The sequence below is a fragment of the Streptomyces sp. Root431 genome, assembly GCF_001426585.1.
Taxonomy (GTDB): domain Bacteria; phylum Actinomycetota; class Actinomycetes; order Streptomycetales; family Streptomycetaceae; genus Streptomyces; species Streptomyces stackebrandtii.
In genome coordinates this window covers 243,858-261,424 of sequence record NZ_LMEI01000001.1, presented here as the reverse complement: position 1 = coordinate 261,424, position 17,567 = coordinate 243,858, and the positions used below count along the sequence as shown (strand labels likewise).

General features: G+C 72.9%; 19 protein-coding genes. 6 read left to right on the top strand and 13 right to left on the bottom strand.

The genetic code is table 11. The features are described from left to right. The first annotated feature begins 44 nt into the window (after positions 1-44). From ASC82_RS30290 to ASC82_RS01200, 3 genes are all read left to right on the top strand, one after another. On the top strand, positions 45-191 hold the full coding sequence (locus ASC82_RS30290) for a hypothetical protein (RefSeq protein ID WP_157863423.1): 147 nt from the start codon (positions 45-47) through the stop codon (positions 189-191). 47 nt (positions 192-238) lie between these two features. Continuing rightward, complete coding sequence (locus ASC82_RS01205) at positions 239-1,903, top strand: phosphodiester glycosidase family protein (RefSeq protein WP_242427508.1); 1,665 nt, start codon at positions 239-241, stop codon at positions 1,901-1,903. Between the two features lie 144 nt (positions 1,904-2,047). Next, complete coding sequence (locus ASC82_RS01200) at positions 2,048-3,013, top strand: hypothetical protein (protein ID WP_157863422.1); 966 nt, start codon at positions 2,048-2,050, stop codon at positions 3,011-3,013. A gap of 26 nt (positions 3,014-3,039) precedes the next feature. Here the strand turns inward: ASC82_RS01200 and ASC82_RS01195 are convergent, their stop codons facing one another. After that, positions 3,040-3,720 (bottom strand): GAP family protein, encoded by a 681-nt coding sequence (locus ASC82_RS01195; protein WP_056640139.1) that lies wholly within the window; start codon positions 3,718-3,720, stop codon positions 3,040-3,042. Positions 3,721-3,741: 21 nt separating this feature from the next. Beyond that, complete coding sequence (locus ASC82_RS01190) at positions 3,742-4,158, bottom strand: SHOCT domain-containing protein (protein ID WP_056640136.1); 417 nt, start codon at positions 4,156-4,158, stop codon at positions 3,742-3,744. A 275-nt stretch (positions 4,159-4,433) separates the two neighbouring features. Here ASC82_RS01190 and ASC82_RS01185 point away from each other — a divergent pair, with 275 nt between their 5' ends. Beyond that, complete coding sequence (locus tag ASC82_RS01185) at positions 4,434-4,946, top strand: potassium channel family protein (protein ID WP_056641392.1); 513 nt, start codon at positions 4,434-4,436, stop codon at positions 4,944-4,946. Between the two features lie 42 nt (positions 4,947-4,988). Here the strand turns inward: ASC82_RS01185 and ASC82_RS01180 are convergent, their stop codons facing one another. From ASC82_RS01180 to ASC82_RS01160, 5 genes are all read right to left on the bottom strand, one after another. Continuing rightward, the gene (locus ASC82_RS01180) at positions 4,989-6,422 is read right to left on the bottom strand and encodes a DUF2252 domain-containing protein (protein WP_056640133.1); all 1,434 of its coding nucleotides are present in this window, start codon (positions 6,420-6,422) and stop codon (positions 4,989-4,991) included. A 104-nt stretch (positions 6,423-6,526) separates the two neighbouring features. After that, positions 6,527-6,853, bottom strand: coding sequence for a carboxymuconolactone decarboxylase family protein (locus tag ASC82_RS01175; protein ID WP_056640130.1), 327 nt, complete (start codon positions 6,851-6,853; stop codon positions 6,527-6,529). 32 nt (positions 6,854-6,885) lie between these two features. Beyond that, positions 6,886-7,341 carry a hypothetical protein gene (locus ASC82_RS01170; protein ID WP_056640127.1) on the bottom strand — a complete coding sequence of 152 codons (456 nt, stop codon included), beginning with the start codon at positions 7,339-7,341 and terminating at the stop codon, positions 6,886-6,888. A 199-nt stretch (positions 7,342-7,540) separates the two neighbouring features. Further along, on the bottom strand, positions 7,541-9,601 hold the full coding sequence (locus ASC82_RS01165; RefSeq protein ID WP_056640123.1) for a phospholipase C, phosphocholine-specific: 2,061 nt from the start codon (positions 9,599-9,601) through the stop codon (positions 7,541-7,543). A 231-nt stretch (positions 9,602-9,832) separates the two neighbouring features. Continuing rightward, complete coding sequence (locus ASC82_RS01160; RefSeq protein ID WP_056640121.1) at positions 9,833-10,249, bottom strand: organic hydroperoxide resistance protein; 417 nt, start codon at positions 10,247-10,249, stop codon at positions 9,833-9,835. Positions 10,250-10,377: 128 nt separating this feature from the next. Here ASC82_RS01160 and ASC82_RS01155 point away from each other — a divergent pair, with 128 nt between their 5' ends. After that, positions 10,378-10,860: a MarR family transcriptional regulator gene (locus tag ASC82_RS01155; protein ID WP_056640118.1), complete on the top strand. Its 483-nt coding sequence runs from the start codon at positions 10,378-10,380 to the stop codon at positions 10,858-10,860. Between the two features lie 6 nt (positions 10,861-10,866). Here the strand turns inward: ASC82_RS01155 and ASC82_RS01150 are convergent, their stop codons facing one another. The 5 genes from ASC82_RS01150 to ASC82_RS01130 are packed head-to-tail and all read right to left on the bottom strand — an operon-like array spanning position 10,867 to position 15,915. Beyond that, complete coding sequence (locus tag ASC82_RS01150) at positions 10,867-12,102, bottom strand: beta-ketoacyl-[acyl-carrier-protein] synthase family protein (RefSeq protein ID WP_056640114.1); 1,236 nt, start codon at positions 12,100-12,102, stop codon at positions 10,867-10,869. Beyond that, the gene (locus ASC82_RS01145) at positions 12,102-12,332 is read right to left on the bottom strand and encodes an acyl carrier protein (RefSeq protein WP_024758253.1); all 231 of its coding nucleotides are present in this window, start codon (positions 12,330-12,332) and stop codon (positions 12,102-12,104) included. The genes ASC82_RS01150 and ASC82_RS01145 overlap by 1 nt, the downstream gene beginning before the upstream one ends. Positions 12,333-12,357: 25 nt before the next feature. Then, the gene (locus tag ASC82_RS01140; protein WP_107105789.1) at positions 12,358-13,992 is read right to left on the bottom strand and encodes a prenyltransferase/squalene oxidase repeat-containing protein; all 1,635 of its coding nucleotides are present in this window, start codon (positions 13,990-13,992) and stop codon (positions 12,358-12,360) included. A gap of 40 nt (positions 13,993-14,032) precedes the next feature. After that, complete coding sequence (locus ASC82_RS01135; RefSeq protein WP_056640111.1) at positions 14,033-14,533, bottom strand: NUDIX domain-containing protein; 501 nt, start codon at positions 14,531-14,533, stop codon at positions 14,033-14,035. After that, the gene (locus ASC82_RS01130; protein WP_242427507.1) at positions 14,530-15,915 is read right to left on the bottom strand and encodes a cytochrome P450; all 1,386 of its coding nucleotides are present in this window, start codon (positions 15,913-15,915) and stop codon (positions 14,530-14,532) included. The genes ASC82_RS01135 and ASC82_RS01130 overlap by 4 nt, the downstream gene beginning before the upstream one ends. 132 nt (positions 15,916-16,047) lie before the next feature. Between ASC82_RS01130 and ASC82_RS01125 the strand changes: the two genes are divergently transcribed. Continuing rightward, positions 16,048-17,304 (top strand): wax ester/triacylglycerol synthase domain-containing protein, encoded by a 1,257-nt coding sequence (locus ASC82_RS01125; protein ID WP_056640105.1) that lies wholly within the window; start codon positions 16,048-16,050, stop codon positions 17,302-17,304. 110 nt (positions 17,305-17,414) lie between these two features. Here the strand turns inward: ASC82_RS01125 and ASC82_RS29810 are convergent, their stop codons facing one another. Further along, a complete protein-coding gene (locus ASC82_RS29810) occupies positions 17,415-17,561 on the bottom strand; it encodes a hypothetical protein (protein WP_199862447.1) in 147 nt (48 codons plus the stop codon). Positions 17,562-17,567 lie beyond the last annotated feature (6 nt).

The window sequence follows — 17,567 nt, the reverse complement described above, 5'->3', positions numbered from 1 at the left end:
GTGGCGTTCGCCGGCCTCACCTTCGTGGACCCGGTCGAGCCCGAATGGACCGCCGATACGCATCCTGGGTGGTCGTCGACCCGCTCGACCGGCAGGAGGTCATCGACTCCGGCGCATTCGAGGTCGCCGGGCTGTGGGTGGTGACTTCCTCGGCCGGCGAGGGCAACCCCGAGTCCCCGTCGTGTGTCTAGTCGGGGTGATTCGATCTTCTTCTTCCCCGTCCCGGAGAGCCGCGCGCGTGGGCGCAGCGCTTCTCGTCGCCGCGTCCCCGTTGTTCGCCACCACGGCCACCGCCGAACCCCTGCCCGACTTTCCGGCGCTCGGCGCGGTCTTTCCCCTGGGGGACCACTCGGCGCCGAAGGCCGGGTTCAAGGAGCTGGCACCCGGTGTCACCTATCGGGTGTTCACCCAGGGTGTCGCCGGGGACGTCTGGACGGTGTGGGTGCGGTACGCCGACGGGCAGGAGTTGAGCGCGACGCAGAGCACCGCCGCCACCCGTGTCCAGGAGTTGCGGGCCGCCGGGTTCGGTGACGCCCGGATCGTGCCCGTGAGCTCGCCCGCCACGGCGGACACGTATGCCCAGACGTTCTACGGCGTGCATGTCGGCTCGTATGCCGGTGCGGCGGAGGCCAAGGTCCTTCAGTCGGAGCTGAAGGGCAAGGGGTTCGCCGACTCACGGGTGTTGTACACGGCCGAGACGAACCCCGAGAGCCGGGGGCCCTGGCAGATTCGGGTGGTCACCGTCAGGCCGGATGCCCAGGTCGATCTGCGCGCCGAGCACGGCGCGAGCGTCTCCGGTTCCGAGACCGTGCGGCAGCTCTCCGCGTCCGCCGGGGCGCTGGCCGCCGTCAACGGCACCGAGTTCGACATCAATTCCGTCAACAACACCCACTTCATGGGCCACGAGGGCGTCCCCCAGGGCCTCTACATGAAGAACAACGTGCTGCTCGGGGCCCCCAACAACGGGCGTACCGCGCTGCTCCTGAACACCGTGGGCGGTGGGCACCGCATCGCCGAGGTCAAGTCCCGGACGTGGATCACCGCGCCGGACGGGAGCACCCGGGACGTCGACGGCATCAACCGGGTCGCCGGCCAGATCCTCGGCTGCGGAGGCGTCGGCGACGACTTCCGGAAGACCGCGGCCGAGGGCGACATGCCGCGCCTCGACCCCTGGCGCAACGGGACCTGCTACGACCCGAACGAGATCGTGGTCTTCCGGCCCGAGTGGGGCACCGGCACCGACACCCCCGCACCCGCCAAGGAGTGGGCCGGCGCGCCCGTCACCGAGGTCGTCATGAACGGCAACTGGGACGTGCTCTTCCTCCGCGACGCCCCCGGACCGATACCGGCGGGCGGCCGGGTCCTCCAGGGCATCGGCAAGGGCGGCGAGTGGCTGAAGACCCTGAAGACCGGTGACCGGGTCACCCCGCACACCAGCGTCACCGACATGGCCGGGACCCCGGTCACCTCGTCGGCTCTCGCCGCCTTCGGGGGCGGCACGCCCGCGCTGATGCGGGACGGCCAGGTGTGGCTCAATCCGGCCGCCAACGGCACGGCGCACGTCTCCTGCGCCCTGCCCGCCCCGGCCACGGGCTGCCGCCCCAGTGGTGTGCTCACCGCCCGCCACCCGCGCACCCTCGCCGGGATCTCCGCGGAGGGCCACCTCATGCTCGTCACCATCGACGGCCGGAACCCTCAGGCCAGCGTCGGTGTGACGCTTCCCGAGGCCGCCCGGGTGATGGAGTGGCTGGGGGCGCGCGACGCCGTCGGGCTCGGCAGCGGCGGTGACACGACCCTGATGGTGGAGAACAGCCTCTACAACCGGCCCTGGGACCAGTGGGAGGACACCGCACCGCGCGAGCGCGCGGTGAGCAACGCGGTGGTCGTGGTCAGGCGCCCGTAGCGGGCGGGAGGCGGTCACGGGGTCGGTGAACATCGGTGGTGTGACCGCCGCCGGCGGCCTTACGCGCGAACGTACGCCCTCTTCGTTACGCTTGCTGACAGGCGTTCGTCTCCGTCGGAAGCACCTCCACTGCTGGAGCGGCGTATGCCCTTTCGTTCAGCGCCCGGCCTGACGCGTACGGGTCTCGCGGCCGTGTTCGCGGTGGCGTTGGCCGCCGCTCCCGGCCCTCCCGCGCAGGCGTTCACCGGGGGCAACCACGAGAGCATCACGCGGGCGGCCCTGCCCTGGGAGCCGGCCACGCTCTCCGCGATGGCGGACGACCGCGACGGGGCGATCAACGCCAACGACCACGGCGGGTACTTCCTCGTCGGCCCTCTCCACTGCGACAACGCCGACTACCTCGCCCCCCGCTACGCCCAGGACTATCCCCGCAGCCGGGACGAGGCCACCACCGAGCTCCTCGCCTGTGTCCGTACCTCCGTCGCCCGTTTCCGGAACGCGGTCCTGGCGGCCGACGGGCTCGTCGACGCCCAGGGCAAGGTCCGGGCCGAGCAGAGTGATCTCTCCTCCGCCTGTGTGTGGAACGAGAAACCCGACCGTGCCAAGTGCGACGTGCTCGAACAGCTCGGCCGCGGCTGGCACCAGCTCCAGGACTTCCACACGCACGCGAACTGGTCCGACCGGGCCGCCCCCGGTCCGGTCGGCCTGGACAACCCGCCCGGGCTGGGCCGTACCGGTGCCGCCCCCTTCCTCGACATCCGGCGCTACAGCACCATGGAGGACGCCGACTGGACCCGGGAGGCGCGCGCCCTCGTACCCGTGGACCTCGCCACCGGCTGCTACTCCGACATCGACTCCACCGGCGTCAAGGACGCCGACTGCGCCGGCCGAGTCACGCACAACCGCGACCTGAACAAGGACACCGCCGCGTCCCGCCGTTCGAGGACCGGCGACAACTTCGACCGGGCCGTTTCCGGGGCCACCGCCGAGACCACCCGCCAGTGGAACGACTTCGCGGCCGAACTGCGCAGGACCTATCCGGACGACCGGCGCGGAGAGCAGATGATCTGCGCGCTCGTCCACGACGATCCGGTTTCCAGTTGTCCTTGAGCTTCCGGCTGTCCCCGAGTGGGGGTTCAGCCTGTCAGTTGGTACAGGCTCCTGCCCACCAGCCACAGGCCCAGCACCAGGCAGATCAGGACGATCGCCGGGTCCTTGTGGCGTTCCAGCCACCCCCGCAGCCTCACCAGGCTGAGCTGGGCCTTCTCGGGCGCGAACACCATGTACAGCTCCATGGCCAGCAGGCCGGCCGTGGCCAGGACGCAGAAGCCGAAGAGCGCCAGGAAGGACGCGACCTGGGAGAGGTCGGCCTTCACGACGGTGGCGGCCGCGGCGCTGACCATTCCCCAGGGCTGGAGGAGAACGGCCAGTCCGGCCGCGGACCATCCGGTGGCCTGGTCCATCCGGGACGTCAGTGACCGGCCTGAACCCTTGGGCCGTTTTTCGTGTGAGGCGGATACGGCCGCTGTGCGGCGGCTTCGGCGGCGCCTGTGCTCGCTGTAGGCGATCAGGCTCAGGCCGATGACCAGCGTGGCGGCGAGTGCCGCGATCGACGGCGGGGAGCGGGGCGCGGGCGGTTGCCCGCCCGTGAAGAGCAGGACCATGGCGATCACGGCCACGAGGCAGGCGAGCCACGCGATGATGAAGGCCAGCCCCTTGTACACCCCGCGGGGTGCGGACACGACCAGGACGAAGGCCATGACCGGGATGGGGTAGAGAGCGATGGCCAGGCCGATGAGGAACAGGTCGAGGATCACGGGCGGGCACCCCGGACGTGGTCAGCTCGCGAGGACCTTGGCCTTGGCCTGCGCGAACTCGTCCTCCGTGATCGCGCCGCGGTCCTTCAGCTCGGCGAGCCTGGCCAGTTCCTCCGCGTGACCGCCGCCGGTCCCGGCGGTCTCGCGCACGTAGGAGCGGAACTCCTCCTCGTTCTGGCGGACCCGCTTCAGCTCGCGTTCGCCCATGCCGCGCCCGCGGGCGATGAGGTAGACGAACACGCCGAGGAAGGGCAGCAGGATGACGAACACGGTCCACCCCGCCTTGCCCCAGCCGCCCAGCTCGTCGTCGCGGAAGATGTCGCCGATGATGCGGAACAGCAGCATGAACCAGAGGACCCAGCAGAAGATCATCAGCATGGTCCAGAACATGTTCAGCAGCGGGTAGTCCACTGCCAAGGTCACCATCGAGTCCTTCATGGTCGATCTCCTGCCGCTCGTGCCGGCCGCGGCTGTCCCTTCGGACGCCGCGACCGGCGTGACGATCTCCTTACAGCGTGCGCCGCTGCCGAGCTCGCCGCACCCCGGACGGGCGACCTCCCGGTGCGCCTCCCGCACCGTGCCGGGACCGTCTGGGACAGTGACCGCCCTCTGACAGGGGCGCGGCACCGTCATGGCGTTCCGTGCGAACGAGAGGGGAACGGGGAAACGTGGAAGGGAATCCGGGGGTCCGCAGGTCGGCCGTGCTCACCGCCGTGCGTTCGACCCTGACGCTGGCGGCCGTCCTGGCCGCCTACTACCTGTTGCCGTTGGATTCGGCCTTCACCGCGGGCACCGTGGTGGTGCTCGTCCTTGGCGTCGTCCTCGTGGCGCTGCTCCTCGCCTGGCAGGTGCACACGATCATGGCTTCCGCGCGCCCGGGACTCCGGGCCATCGCGGGGGTGGCGACGGCGCTGCCGTTCTTCGTCCTGCTCTTCGCCGCCACCTACTACCTGCTGGAGCGCAGCGCACCCGGGAGCTTCACCGAAACGATGACCCGGACCGACGCCCTCTACTTCACGATGACCGTGTTCAGCACGGTCGGCTTCGGCGACATCGCCCCGCGCAGCGAAGTCGCCCGGCTGTTGACCACGGGACAGATGACGGCCAATTTCCTGCTGATCGGCGTGGCGGCCCGCTTCCTGCTGGGCGCGGTCCAGGAGGGCCGGCGTCTGCGGGGCATCAGGGTGCCGGGAGACGAGGACGGCGGCCCGCCCCCCGCGCGGTGACCGGGTATCCCGAGGGGGACACGCTCGTCCGCCGTCTCCGCCTCAGGCCGCCGGCAGCTCCTCCGCGGGCAGCCGGCCCGCGCGTACGGCGTCGACCAGGGCCTGGTGGTCGCGCTCGTTCTGGTCGGCGTAGGCCTCCGCGAACGTCGCGAGGGCCCGGTCGAACGAGGTGCCGCCGCCGAGGTACGCGGCGATCGCGATCCGGTCGCCGGACCGCGCGTGCGCACGCGCCAGGGTGACCCCGCACACCTCCCCGAAGGCCTCCATGACCCTGGGCGTCATCTGCTCCGGCACGGCGATGCCCTTCCAGTCGCGCAGCTGGCGCACGTAGAAGTCGCGCCGCTTGCCGTCGAACCCGTCCACGCGCTCCCAGCCGAGGAAGATGTCGCTGGCGGCCTGCATCAGCCGCTGGCCGGAGACGACGCGCTCGCCCTGGTTGCGGTACGCGCTCGCGCCGACGTGCTCGGCGAGCACGGAGGTGTCCGCTTCCTTGGCCTGGAGGAAGAGCGGGTCCTGGTCGTCCCGGCCGAGGAGCAGGAAGATCCAGCAGCGGGTTCCGACGCTGCCGACGCCGACCACCTTGCGGGCGACGTCCGCCAGGCGGTACTCCGCCAGGAGCGTGCGCCGATCGGACTGCAGGGTGCTGCCGTACCGGTCGATCAGACTGCGGAACTGGCGTTCGAGAGCGGTGCGCTCGACGTCGGGCATCAGGTCGCTCGCCGGAACGAGCAGCGGAGGATCGGCCGCGATCACGGGCCGGCCGTCGACCGTCTCGGTGAGCTTGTCGAAGGCCTGGAGGCTGTCGCGGGTACGGGCCTTCGCCATGGCGCGGGCCAGGTTCTTCCGTCCGCGCTTGTGGAGCTGGTCCGCGGCCAGGGCCTTGAGGCGGTCCGCGTCGATCTTCGCGTACCAGACGTCGATGTCGCGCATGTTCGCGAGCCGGATCATCGCCTCGCGGTACGAACGGACCGTTCCCCGGACGATGCGCCTGCGCTCGGCGTCGTCGAAGCCGTTGGCCCGGGCGGCGATCACGAAACTCGCCGACAGCCGTTTGACGTCCCACTCCCAGGGGCCCGGAAGCGTCTCGTCGAAGTCGTTGATGTCGAACATCAACTGCCGCTCCGGTGAGGCGAGGAGGCGGAAGTTCAGCAAGTGGGCGTCCCCGCACAGCTGGGCCGTGAGTCCCGAGCGGGGGGTGGCGGCCAGATCGGAGGCCATGATGGCGGCGGCGCCGCGGTAGAAGCGGAACGGGGACTCCGTCATGCGGGCGTAGCGGATCGGGACGAGCTCGGGGACCCGTGTCGCCGACTGCGCCTCCAGGATCGCCAGCGGGTCGGGCCTGTCGGCGGACGGCCGGTACTCGGCGTGGCCCGAGCGCGGCGAGCGCCCCCGGGCTTCCTTGCCGAGCGCCGCACGCTCCTCCGGTGTGGCGTGGCGTGCCGCGCGCATCGCCGCCGTGGTCACGTTCTTCGGCATCTGAACCCCTTCTGCCCGGCCACTGTGCGGGCCGTTGGAGGTGGGGGGCCTGCTAGCCCGTGGAGGTGGGGGGCTTGCTCAGCCCGTGGAGGTGGGGGCCTCGCTCAGCCCTGTGTCTCGATCTCGGCGTCCGCGACGGCGATGGCGATGCCGAGTGCCGCGGAGATGTTGCCGGCCGCCGTCATGACGCGCGCGGTGCCCACGATCGGCGCGATGGCGACCAGGACGTCCTGCACCTGTTCGGCGGTCATGCCGGTCTCGATGGCCATCTCGATGTGGGCCGCGTAGGAGATCGGCGGGGCGTCCGAGGCGGCGAGGGCCGCGATCCGCGCGACCATGAGCATGTCCGGAGCCAGGCCGCAGCGCTCGATCGAATCGATCGTCATGGCGGCGAGGGTGTCCAGGACGGGGGTTTCCGATGCGGTGGACATGGCGTACGTCCTCCTGTGGGGTGTCGGGACCGTCATTCGGGGGTGTGTGTCCAACTGGTGCACAGCGCCCAGATGACGAACACGTCGATCGCCAGGATCGTGAGTGCCCACCACGGCTGGTACGGCAGCCACATGAAGTTGGCGATCATGCTGAGGCCGGCCAGGCAGATGCCCGCCGCCCTCGCCCAGTTCGAGCCCATGAAGAGGCCCACCGCGGTCAGGACGACGACGATGCCGAGAATGAGGTGGATCCATCCCCAGGCCGTCAGGTCGAACTCGAAGACGTAGTTGCCGACGCGGGTGTACACGTCGTCCTTGGCGATGGCCGTGATGCCCTGGAGGACGGCCAGGATGCCCGAGAGGGACAGCAGCACCGCGGCGAACACGGTGCCTCCGCCGGCGAGGCCTCCGCCGCCTCCGGACCGGTGCGCGTTTCCTGGTGCGCGGCCGGTGTTCCCCTGCCCTCCGGTCGGTGCTTGCTGGCTCATCGAAGTCACCTCGCAGCTCGCGTCGCGTTGCCGGGCATCCCTTCGGCCGTCGATCTGGTACTGCCTCCTCGGGATGTCGGGCGAAGGCGCCTCTCTTCGAGTATCGCGGTCACCGGGTGAGCGTGCTCGACGACGGAGCCGACCGCACCCGCCGTGCCCGCCCCGGCACCGTGTGAGGTGCCGGGGCGGGGGACGGGTGTCAGTACGTGAGGATGCCGGGGTCCGTCGTGCTCGGGGCGCCCGTCTCCACGTGGCCTGCCAGGCGGCGGAGGAAGTCCGTCTGCGACGGGGTCGTGACGGTCACGTCGTACCAGCGGGCGGAGGCCGACAGGCTCACGGTGTGGGTGGCCGTGCCGCCCTTCGGGACCGTCACCGTCTGCGGGGTGCCCGCGTAGGTGTTGGTGATCGTGAGGGTGACGGCGGCCGCGGTGGCGTTCGTCAGGGTCAGGTCCAGGTTGCCCGTGGTGGCGTTGTGGCGGGCGGTGACCTCGGGGACGGCGGTCTTGCCGGGGGAGCGGAAGTGGCGCAGGAAGCCGTTGGGGCCGTGGACCGTGAGGTCGGTGAGGGTCTTGGAGTACTTGGTGTTCCAGGTGTCCGAGAGGGACTTGTTCGCCTCGGTCGTGTACGTCCAGGGGGCGTCCGTGCGGTTCGCCGAGGTCACGTAGAACTGGGCGCCCGCCGCGGGGCCTCCGCTGAAGGTGAGGCGGAAGGTGCCGGCCGTGGTGTCCGCGGCGCCGTCCACGTACGGGGCGTACTTCAGGGGGCGGGTGGGCTTGGTGCCGGGCTCCTGGCGGGGCATCGTGCCGACGGCCGGGGCGGTGGCGAGGAAGTCGGGGTGGCGGTTCTTGTCCGGCGGGTAGTAGCCGGCCGTCGGCGGGAGCGGGGCCGGCTGCGTGTCCGTGCGCGTGAAGTCGAACGCCGAGGTCAGGTCGCCGCAGATGGCCCGCCGCCAGGGCGAGATGTTGGGCTCGCGCACCCCGAAGCGGCTCTCCATGAAGCGGATCACCGAGGTGTGGTCGAAGGTCTCCGAGCAGGTGTAACCACCCTTCGACCAGGGGGAGACCACGATCATCGGGACGCGGGGTCCGAGGCCGTACGGGCCGGCCGCGTAGCCGATCTTGCCGGGGAACCAGTCCTGGGCGGTGGGGGTCGTGGACTTGCCCCAGGAGGCGTCGGCGGGGACGTACGGCGGGACCACGTGGTCGAAGAAGCCGTCGTTCTCGTCGTACGTGATGAAGAGCGCCGTACGGGCCCACACATCCGGGTTCGAGGTCAGCGCGTCCAGGACCTGCGCGATGTACCAGGCGCCGTAGTTCGCGGGCCAGTTGGCGTGCTCCGAGAAGGCCTCGGGCGCGGCGATCCAGGAGATCTGGGGGAGATTGCCTGCCTGTACGTCGGCGCGGAGCTTGTCGAAGTAACCTTCGCCGGCCTTGGCGTTCGTGCCCGTGCGGGCCTTGTCGTACAGCGGGTTGCCCGGCTGCGCGTTCCGGTAGTTGTTGAAGTAGAGCAGCGAGTTGTCGCCGTAGTTGCCGCGGAAGGCGTCGCCGATCCAACCCCAGGAGCCGGCGGCGTTCAGGCCGTCGCCGATGTCCTGGTAGATCTTCCAGGAGACGCCCGCCGTCTCCAGGCGCTCGGGGTAGGTGGTCCAGCCGTAGCCCGCCTCGGCGTTGTTCAGGACGGGCCCGCCGCCGGTGCCGTCGTTGCCGACGTAACCGGTCCACATGTAGTAGCGGTTGGGGTCGGTCGCGCCGATGAAGGAACAGTGGTACGCGTCGCAGATGGTGAAGGCGTCGGCGAGCGCGTAGTGGAACGGGATGTCCTCACGGGTGAGGTGCGCCATCGTGGCCTTGGTCTTGGCCGGGATCCAGTTGTTGTACTTGCCCTTGTTCCACGCGCTCTGGCCGCCCTGCCAGTCGTGGTTCAGGCCCTGGAGGTACTCCATGCCCAGCTTGTCGCTGGTCGGCCGGAAGGGCAGCGTGACCTTCCCGGAGTTGTCCTCCTGATTCCAGACCGACTTCCCGCTGGGCAGCGTCACGGGGCGCGGGTCGCCGAAGCCCCGTACGCCCTTCATCGCGCCGAAATAGTGGTCGAAGGAACGGTTCTCCTGCATCAGGACGACGATGTGCTCGATGTCCTGGATCGTGCCGGTGGAGCCCTGCGCCGGTATCGCGGCGGCGCGGGCGATGCTCTCCGAGAGCATCGTGAGCGCGGCGGCGCCGCCGGTCAGCTGAAGGAACCGGCGGCGGTTGAGGTCGGCCATGGGGGAGTTGCCCTCCGGGAGTGCGTACGGACGGTGGGGGTGCGGGTGCGTGACCGGCGGGCCGGCCCGCGGGCGCCCCAAGGAGAGCGGCCGTGGGCCACCGCCCGGCGGCCGTCCCATGACTGCCCGTCGTACGGCAGACGAATCCCCCGTGCCCGAACGTGAAAACTCACAAGTGAACGCCCCCGGTGGGTCGATGACCTCCGGGGGCGCGCGAAAAGCAACAGAAAACTACTCGACGACCAGTTCGACCTGGATGTTGCCGCGGGTGGCCTTCGAGTACGGGCAGAAGGCGTGGGTCTTCTCCAGCAGGGTCACGCCGGCCTCGCCCTGGAGGTGGTCCGGGAACTCGGCGCGCATGATCACCGCGAGGCCGAAGCCGCCGTCCGCCGGGTCCTTGCCGATGGAGACCTCGGCCGTGACCGAGGCGTCCGCGATGTCGATCTTCTCCTGGCGGGCGACCACACCCATCGCGCTGGCGAAGCAGGCCGCGTACCCGGCGGCGAAGAGCTGCTCGGGGTTGGTGCCCAGGCCGTTGCCGCCGAGGGCCTGCGGGTGGGCGAGGGGGAGGTCGATGTGGCCGTCGGAGCTGACGGCGCGGCCCTCGCGGCCGTTGGCGGTGGCGACTGCGGTGTAGATCGCGTCCATGGTTCTTCCGTTCCTGTCCTCGGAGCCCTCGGGGCGGTGTCCCTCTGCGGCGTGACTCCATTAGTAGCGCACTATTCAGTTGTGCACAACTGAATCGCGTGTGAGGTGTCCTCGCGTACCCTGGAGCCATGGAGACGCTCGACACGGTCCCGGACGAGGATTTCCTCCGGCTCGACCACCAGATCTGCTTCTCGCTGCACGCGGCGACCCGCGCCTTCAACGGCGTCTACCGCGAGGCCCTCAAGGAGCTCGGGATCACCTATCCCCAGTACCTCGTCATGCTCGTCCTCTGGGAGCACGGCGAGCTGCCCGTGAAGGGGATCGGCGAGCGGCTGCGGCTCGACTCCGGGACCCTGTCGCCGCTGCTCAAGCGGCTCGAAGCGGCCGGATACGTCGAGCGGCGGCGCAGCCCCGAGGACGAGCGGTCCGTGACCGTACGGCCGACCGGCGACGGGACCGCGCTCAAGGAGAAGGCGCTCGGCGTGCCGCGCCGGATCGCCGCCGCGACCGGCCTCTCGCTGGAGGACATCCGCGACCTGCGGGAACGGCTCGACGCGCTGGCCGTCCGGCTCGACGCCGTCGACCCGGACGCCCTCTCCTCCTGCACCTGACCCGCCCTACGGCGCGGTGATCACCAGGGCCGCGTTGTGCCCGCCGAAGCCCACCGACGTGGAGACGGCCAGCCGGACCCGGGACGACCTGGCGACCGTCGGCACGTCGAGGTCGACGCCCTCGCCCGGCTCGGTGAAGTTCGCGGTCGGCGGCACCGTGTCCTCCGCGACCGAGAGCACCGTGAGCGCCGCCTCCACCGCGCCCGCCGCACCCAGCAGGTGCCCGGTCACCCCCTTCGTCGAGGTCACCGGCGGCCCGTGCGGCAGCAGCCGCGCGAGGACCGCCGCCTCCACGGCGTCACCGCGCGGCGTCCCCGTCCCGTGCGCGTTCACCAGGTCGACGTCGCCCGGCGCCGCGCCCGCCTCCGCGAGCGCCTCCCGGACCGCCGCGGCGAGCCCGGAGCCATCGGGCCGGGGCGCCACCACGTGATGCGCGTCCGACGTCGCCCCGTACCCCCCGATCAGCGCCCGCGTACGGGCCCCGCGCGCCGCCGCGTCGGCCGGCCGCTCCAGGACCAGGAAGCCGGCCCCCTCCGCCATCACGAACCCGTCCCGGTCCACGTCGAAGGGCCGCAGCCCGCCCGACGGGTCGTGGAAGCGGTGGGACAACGCCCGGAGCCGGTCGAAACCGGCGATGTAGAAGGAGCTCAGCGAGGCGTCGGAGCCGCCCGCGAGGACGACGTCGCAGCGGCCGAGCGCCAGCAGGTCGAGCGCCACCCCGATCGCCGTGGCGCCCGAGGCGCACGCCGTGGTCACCGCCATCGACGGGCCGCGGATGCCGAACTCCACCGCCAGCTGCGCCGCGACCGCGTTCGGCAGGGCGCCGGGCACGGCGAACGGGGACATGTCCCCGGGCCCGTCCTCCCGGACCACCGCGAGCTGCCGCTCGTACGTGAGGGTGCCGCCCGCCCCCGTCCCCGCGACCACCCCGACCCGCATCCCGTCCCAGGTCCCGGCGTCCAGACCGGCGTCGGCGAGCGCCTCGCGCGCCGCGACCAGCGCGAGCGCGGCGCTCCGGTCCGGCCGCCGGGCCACCGCCGCCCTGCCGAGCCCGCCGGGCCCGTCCGGCAGCTCGGGCGCCCGGCACGCCAGGTAGCGGATGCCGTCCAGCTCCTCCAGGCCCGCCGTGGGCTTCCCCACACGCACCGTCTCCCAGGTCGTCGCACGGTCCGCGCCCGCCGGCGTGAAGAGCCCCACGCCGGTGACGGCCGCGCCCGGGCGGGCCGGGCGGCCCCCGGGCATCAGGCCACCGCCGCGTACCGCGCGACCAGGCCCTCGATCGCGGCGACGGTCGGCGCCGCGTACAGCTCCTCCTCCGGCACCGGGATGCCCCGCTCCTTGCGCAGGACGAGCGCGAGCTCGGTGAGCAGCAGCGAGTCGAGACCGGCCTCCTCGCGGGTCGACTCGGGCGTGATCTCCGCCGGGTCGAGGCCGAGCGAGACGAGCAGGTTCTTCAGTTCGTCGAAGGTCATGACGTTCCTCAAGGGGTCGGGTGTTTCAGAGGGGGTGCGGGGCGCGCGCGTGGTTGAGGCCGAGCAGGACACAGATGTCCGTCAGGAGCGGTACGTGGTACGCGAGGGGCCGCGGGCCCGCCTGGTCGGGGCGGGAGACGAAGCCACCGTCCGCCCGCTGCCGCTCCAGGAGGTGGCGCACCGCGCGCTCCGCCGCCCCCCGGGCGCTCGGCCCGCACGGCACGGACGGCCCGTCCCGCCCCCGGCAGACGGCGATCAGCGCGTACGCGGTGGAGATCGGGTCGCTCGGGTCGGCCGGTACGTGCCCCCAGCCGCCGTCGGCGTTCTGCGTCCCGACGAGCCGGTCGACGGCCCGCGCCCGCGCCCGCGCGACCCCGGCCTCCAGGGCGTGACCGGGCGGGGCGACGGCGCGGAAGGAGTCGTACGCGAGGACGGAACGGAACAGGGCGTTGCTCTCGTTCAGGCTCCAGCTCCGCTCGAACGCCCCGGCGTCCTCCTGCCGCGCCACGACGAACCGGACCGCGGCCTCCACCGCCGGCCGGTGGCCGGGCTCGGGAGCGAGGGCGTTCACGGCGGCCGCCGTTATCGCCACCTCGGAGGCGGTGCCGTGCTCGAAGGTCGGGAAGCCGCCGTCGCCGCCCTGCCGGTCGAGGAGGTACCGCTCGCCCGCCGCCACCGCGGGGCCGCTGAGCTCCGGTGCCGAGGCCCGCAGGAACTCCACGCAGTACGCGGTGTCGTCGACGTCGCTCTGCCCGACGCCCCGGTCGAACCCCCAGCCCCCGTCCGGGTTCTGCCGCTCGGCCAGCGCGGCGGCCAGGGCCCGCAGCGTGTGCGCCGGGACGCCCGCCCCGGCGAGCGCGAGCCCGCCGGTCGCCGTCGCGAAGACGTCCATCCCGGTGATGAAGGGCAGCCCGCCGTCCGCGCGCAGCCAGGTCCGCAGCTCCCGCGCCCGCGCGCGGACGGCCGCCGCGTACCCGGGCCGGTGCCGGAGCGCCAACAGGGCCAGGATCCGGGCGAGATGGTTGCCGTACGGGGGCGGGCCGGGGAGCGAGCAGGGTGCGAGGGCCCGCCAGTCGTCCTCGGTGACGAGGTGCGGGACGCCGGTGCCGAAGGCGTACAGGGTCTTCAGGGCGGCCATCTCCGTGACCAGCCACCGCTGTTGGCCGCGTGCCTCGAAGTCCGGCTCGCCCGAGGCGAGTTCGGGGAAGGGGTGCGCGCCGAGCTCGGCCAGGACCGTCCGGAACATCAGCCGCTTGCGCCCGGCGGTGAAGTGGTCGAAGCCGCCGAGCAGGCGGTTCAGCGCGGCCCGCCCGTCCACGTACTCGCCGAGCGCCGCCCGCGCCGCGGCCTCCTGCACGGGGTCGGGGTCGCCCTCGTCGAGTGTGATCTTCAGATAGCGGGTCAGCCGCTCCTGGGCGTCCGGGTCCACGCCCGTCACCGTCAGCAGCCGCAGGGCCAGGGCGGACTCCAGGATCCGGCCGTCGCACGGGGCGCGGAGCAGGCCGTCGGGACCGGCCGCCGCGACCAGCCGGGTGGCCAGCCGGGCCCGGGCCCGGTCGAGGCCGGGACGGCCGGGGTCCGTGGGCGGAACCGAGCCGGGCAGCGCGCCCGGGACGGCCAGGGAGACGCCGCGTAAGGGCAGCGCACAGGACGTCGACATGGTGGGGTCCTTCGTCGGGGTCGTACGGGAGAGGTGCCGGTCAGAGGGGGAAGAGGCGGCGGACGGCCTCCGCGCCTGCCGGGACCAGCGGGGTGTATCCGCCGGTCAGGATCGACAGCGGCGTGACGAAGCCGCACCAGGCGATCTCCGCCGGGTCGGGCCGTGGTGCCCGGTCCGCCACCCAGCGGTGGACGGTCAGGAAGCAGTCGCCGTGGGGATCGTCGACGCGGATCCGGTACGCCTCGGCGAGACCGGGCGCGGCCGCCCAGCCGAGCTCCTCCCGGAGCTCCCGCAGCGCCGCCGCGCGGTACTCCTCGCCGGCCCGCACCGCGCCGCCCACGAGCACGTCGTAGTGGTCCGGATAGGCGGGCGCCGTGGCGGTCCGCCGGTACAGCAGGACGCGGCCGGCGTGGTCGGTGCAGACGGTCGCCGCGTACCGGCGCAGCAGACCGGACGGGGTTCCGGTCGCCCGCCCGCCCTGCGCGACCACCCGGTCGCCGGGATCGACATAGTCGACCCGCTCGTGGGGCTGCGCGTTCACGTCCGCTCGCGGACGCGCGCGTACAGCGGACCGGCCGGGCGCAGGTTGATGCCGAACACCGGCTCGCCCACCGGCTCGGTCGTCTCGACGGTGAACCGGGCGAGGAGCCCGCCGAGCAGCACCTCCATCTCCCGCATCGCGAAGCGCGTGCCCAGGCAGGCGCGCGGGCCGATGCCGAAGGGGAGGTACGCGCCCGGCGGCAGCGGTGTCCGGACGGGGAAGCGCTCCGGCACGAAGGCCTCGGGATCGGGCCACACCTCCGGGTCGCGATGGGTGAGGTAGGGGCAGACGAGGAGGTCCGTGCCGGCGGGGATCCGCAGGCCGTCGAGCGTCTCGTCGGCCACGGCCTGGCGCGGGAGCAGCCAGCCCGTGGGGTAGAGCCGCAGGGTCTCGGAGAGCACCGCCTCGACGGCCCGCGCGTCGCCCGCCGCCCGCTCCATGACCTCGGGGTGCCGGTCCAGCAGGACGAAGGCCCAGGTCAGGGTGCGGGCGCTGCTCTCGTAGCCGGCGACGAGCAGCGTGACGAGCTCGTCGCGGATCAGCCGGTCCGTGTACGCGGGATCGGTCTCGGCCGCGCCGAGGAGCCGGTCGAGGACGCTCGGTCCACTGCCGGAAGCGCCACCGCCGGAAGCGCCATCCCGGGGAGTGCCATCCCCGGGAGCGCCACCGCCGGGAGCACCATCCCCGGGAGCGTCGCCGTCGGGTGCGCCGTCGGCCGTGCGGCGGCCTCGGGCCTCCGCGATGGCCCGGTGCATCCGCTCGTCGAGCGCGGCGAGCGCGGTCTCCACCTCGGGCGGGAGCGCCGCGCCGCCGCCCACGTCGGCGGGGAGCGCCGCGACGATGTCCTGTACGGCCGCCAGGTCGACGTACGTCTCCTGGTCCAGGGGACGGTCGGTCAGCGAGCGCCAGATGGTGTCGACGGTGAAGAACTGGACGTCCTCGGCGATGTCCGTCGGCTCGCCCCGGCGGGCCCGCTCCGCCCAGCGGCCGACGACGCGGTCGGCCGCCGCGGCGATGTGGTGCTCCCAGCGCTGGATGCCCCGGCCGGTGAACATCGCCTGGAGGAGGCGTCGTTGGGACCGCCAGGCCTCGCCCGTGGCGGTCAGCATCCCGTCGCCGATGAGGGGTCTCGCCCGGTGAGACCGCTTCACGTACCGGTCGCCGCCCACGCCGAGGACCTGGTGGACGTGCCGGGGGTCCGTGACGAGGACCGCCGCCCGGCCGCCACGGCGGAAGCCGGTGAGCCGGCCCGGCGTGTGGGCCTGGCGCAGGAGGTCGACGAGCGGCGCGCCGGAGGCCGACCAGGCCGCCACGGCGGCGTCGTCGAGGAAATCGGGGAGCTTCGGGACATCGGGGACGTCGGGGTGCATGCCATCCGTCACGCATTGCGATTGCATGATGACGTATCGTAGCGGTCCGTGCGATCTTCAGATCCTGTGCTCTCCACCGTCCGGCCCTCCGCCGGATCGTCTCTCCGGTCATCTCCCCGGCCTCCCGGGGCCGTTCCGCTCTCGGTGCTCGACCGGCTCTCCCTCGACGTGGCGGCGCTCCACGCCACGGACTCCGCGCTCCACCTCGGCGGGCTCGTCACCCTGGAGGGCGAACCACCCTCCAGGGGTCGGCTGTTGGAGCACCTGAGGGCGCGCATCGCCCGCATCCCCGAGCTCGCCCACCGGTTGGCCGGGCGCACCGGGCGGCCGCACTGGGAGCCCGACCCCCGCTTCGACCCCGAGCGTCACCTGTACGAGCTACCCGGCTCCACCGACCCGGCGGCGGTCCTCGCCGAGCTCCTGCGGCAACCCCTCCCGCGCGACCGGCCCTTGTGGGGGCTCTGGCTCGTCCACCGGGTCGGCGGCGGATACGGGCTCTGCTACCGCGCCCACCACGCCTTCCAGGACGGCGCCGCCGCCGTCGCGACGCTGGAGCGCCTCCTCGGCCCCGAGGAGGCTCCGCGCCCGCGTGCCCTCTCCTTCCGGCCGCCCCGGCCCGTGCCCTGGGCCGCCGTCCTGCCCGAACTCCGGCCCCCGCGCCGCGTCACCTGGTGGCCGGCCCTCGACGCCCCGCCCTCCCAGGCCTACGCCACGACCGTCGCCGACGTCGACACGGCCCGGCTCCACGCACTCGGCCGCCTCACCGGGGCCACCGTCCCGCAGCTCTGCCTGGCGCTGACGACCGAGGCGCTGCGCGCCTGGCACCCGGACGCCTGGAAGCCGGGCCGCCCCGGACACGGCCACGATCTGCGCACGAACCTCGCGATCGGCGTCCGCGACCCCGACGACCCCCTGCCGCTCCTCGGCAACCGCGTCGCCGTCGCCGGGATCGACCTGCCCTGCGGCGACCCCGACCCCCGCCGACGGCTCGACCGCGTCGGGCGGGCGCTCGACTACACCCGGCTCGCCCGGCTGGCCGATGCCCACCGCGTGATCCTGCGCCGACTCCCTTACCGGGTCGGCAGGTTGGCGCTCACCCGCAGCATCGACGCCCGGTACACCCCGGTCGGCGTCGCCGACCTGCGGATCCGGCGGCCCCTCGGCTTCGACGGCGTCCCCGCCTCCGGGGTGTACGCCCTGCCCGTCATGGTCCCGGGGCAGCCGCTCTTCGTCGCCTGGGTCACGCACCGCCGCCGCCTCCACGTCACGTTCACGACCGACACCGCCCTCGCCGCCGCCGACCGGCTGCCCGAGGCCTGGCATGCGGCCCTCGCGGAGCTCGAACAGCGTGCGGAGGAAGGCGAGTTCGCGCGGGGCGCGGCTGCGGCGGGGGCGCGCTGAACGGGCCCGGCCGAGCGGCTGATGCCGACCGGCCGGGCCCGTCATGTGCTGCTGCGGGGGAACTCATGTGCGGGGGACGCCCCGCAGGAGGGCGAGGACCGCGACCGCCGTCACCAGGGCGAAGGCCGCGCTAGCGCCGAGGTCGAGTGCAGGGCCGTGGTGAACGCCTCCCGGGCCTGGGCGATCAGGCGCTCGTCGGTCAGGGAGAGCGCCGCGCCGAGGCTCTCGTGGGCGGCCGGCGAAGCCGCCTTCGCCACGGCCTT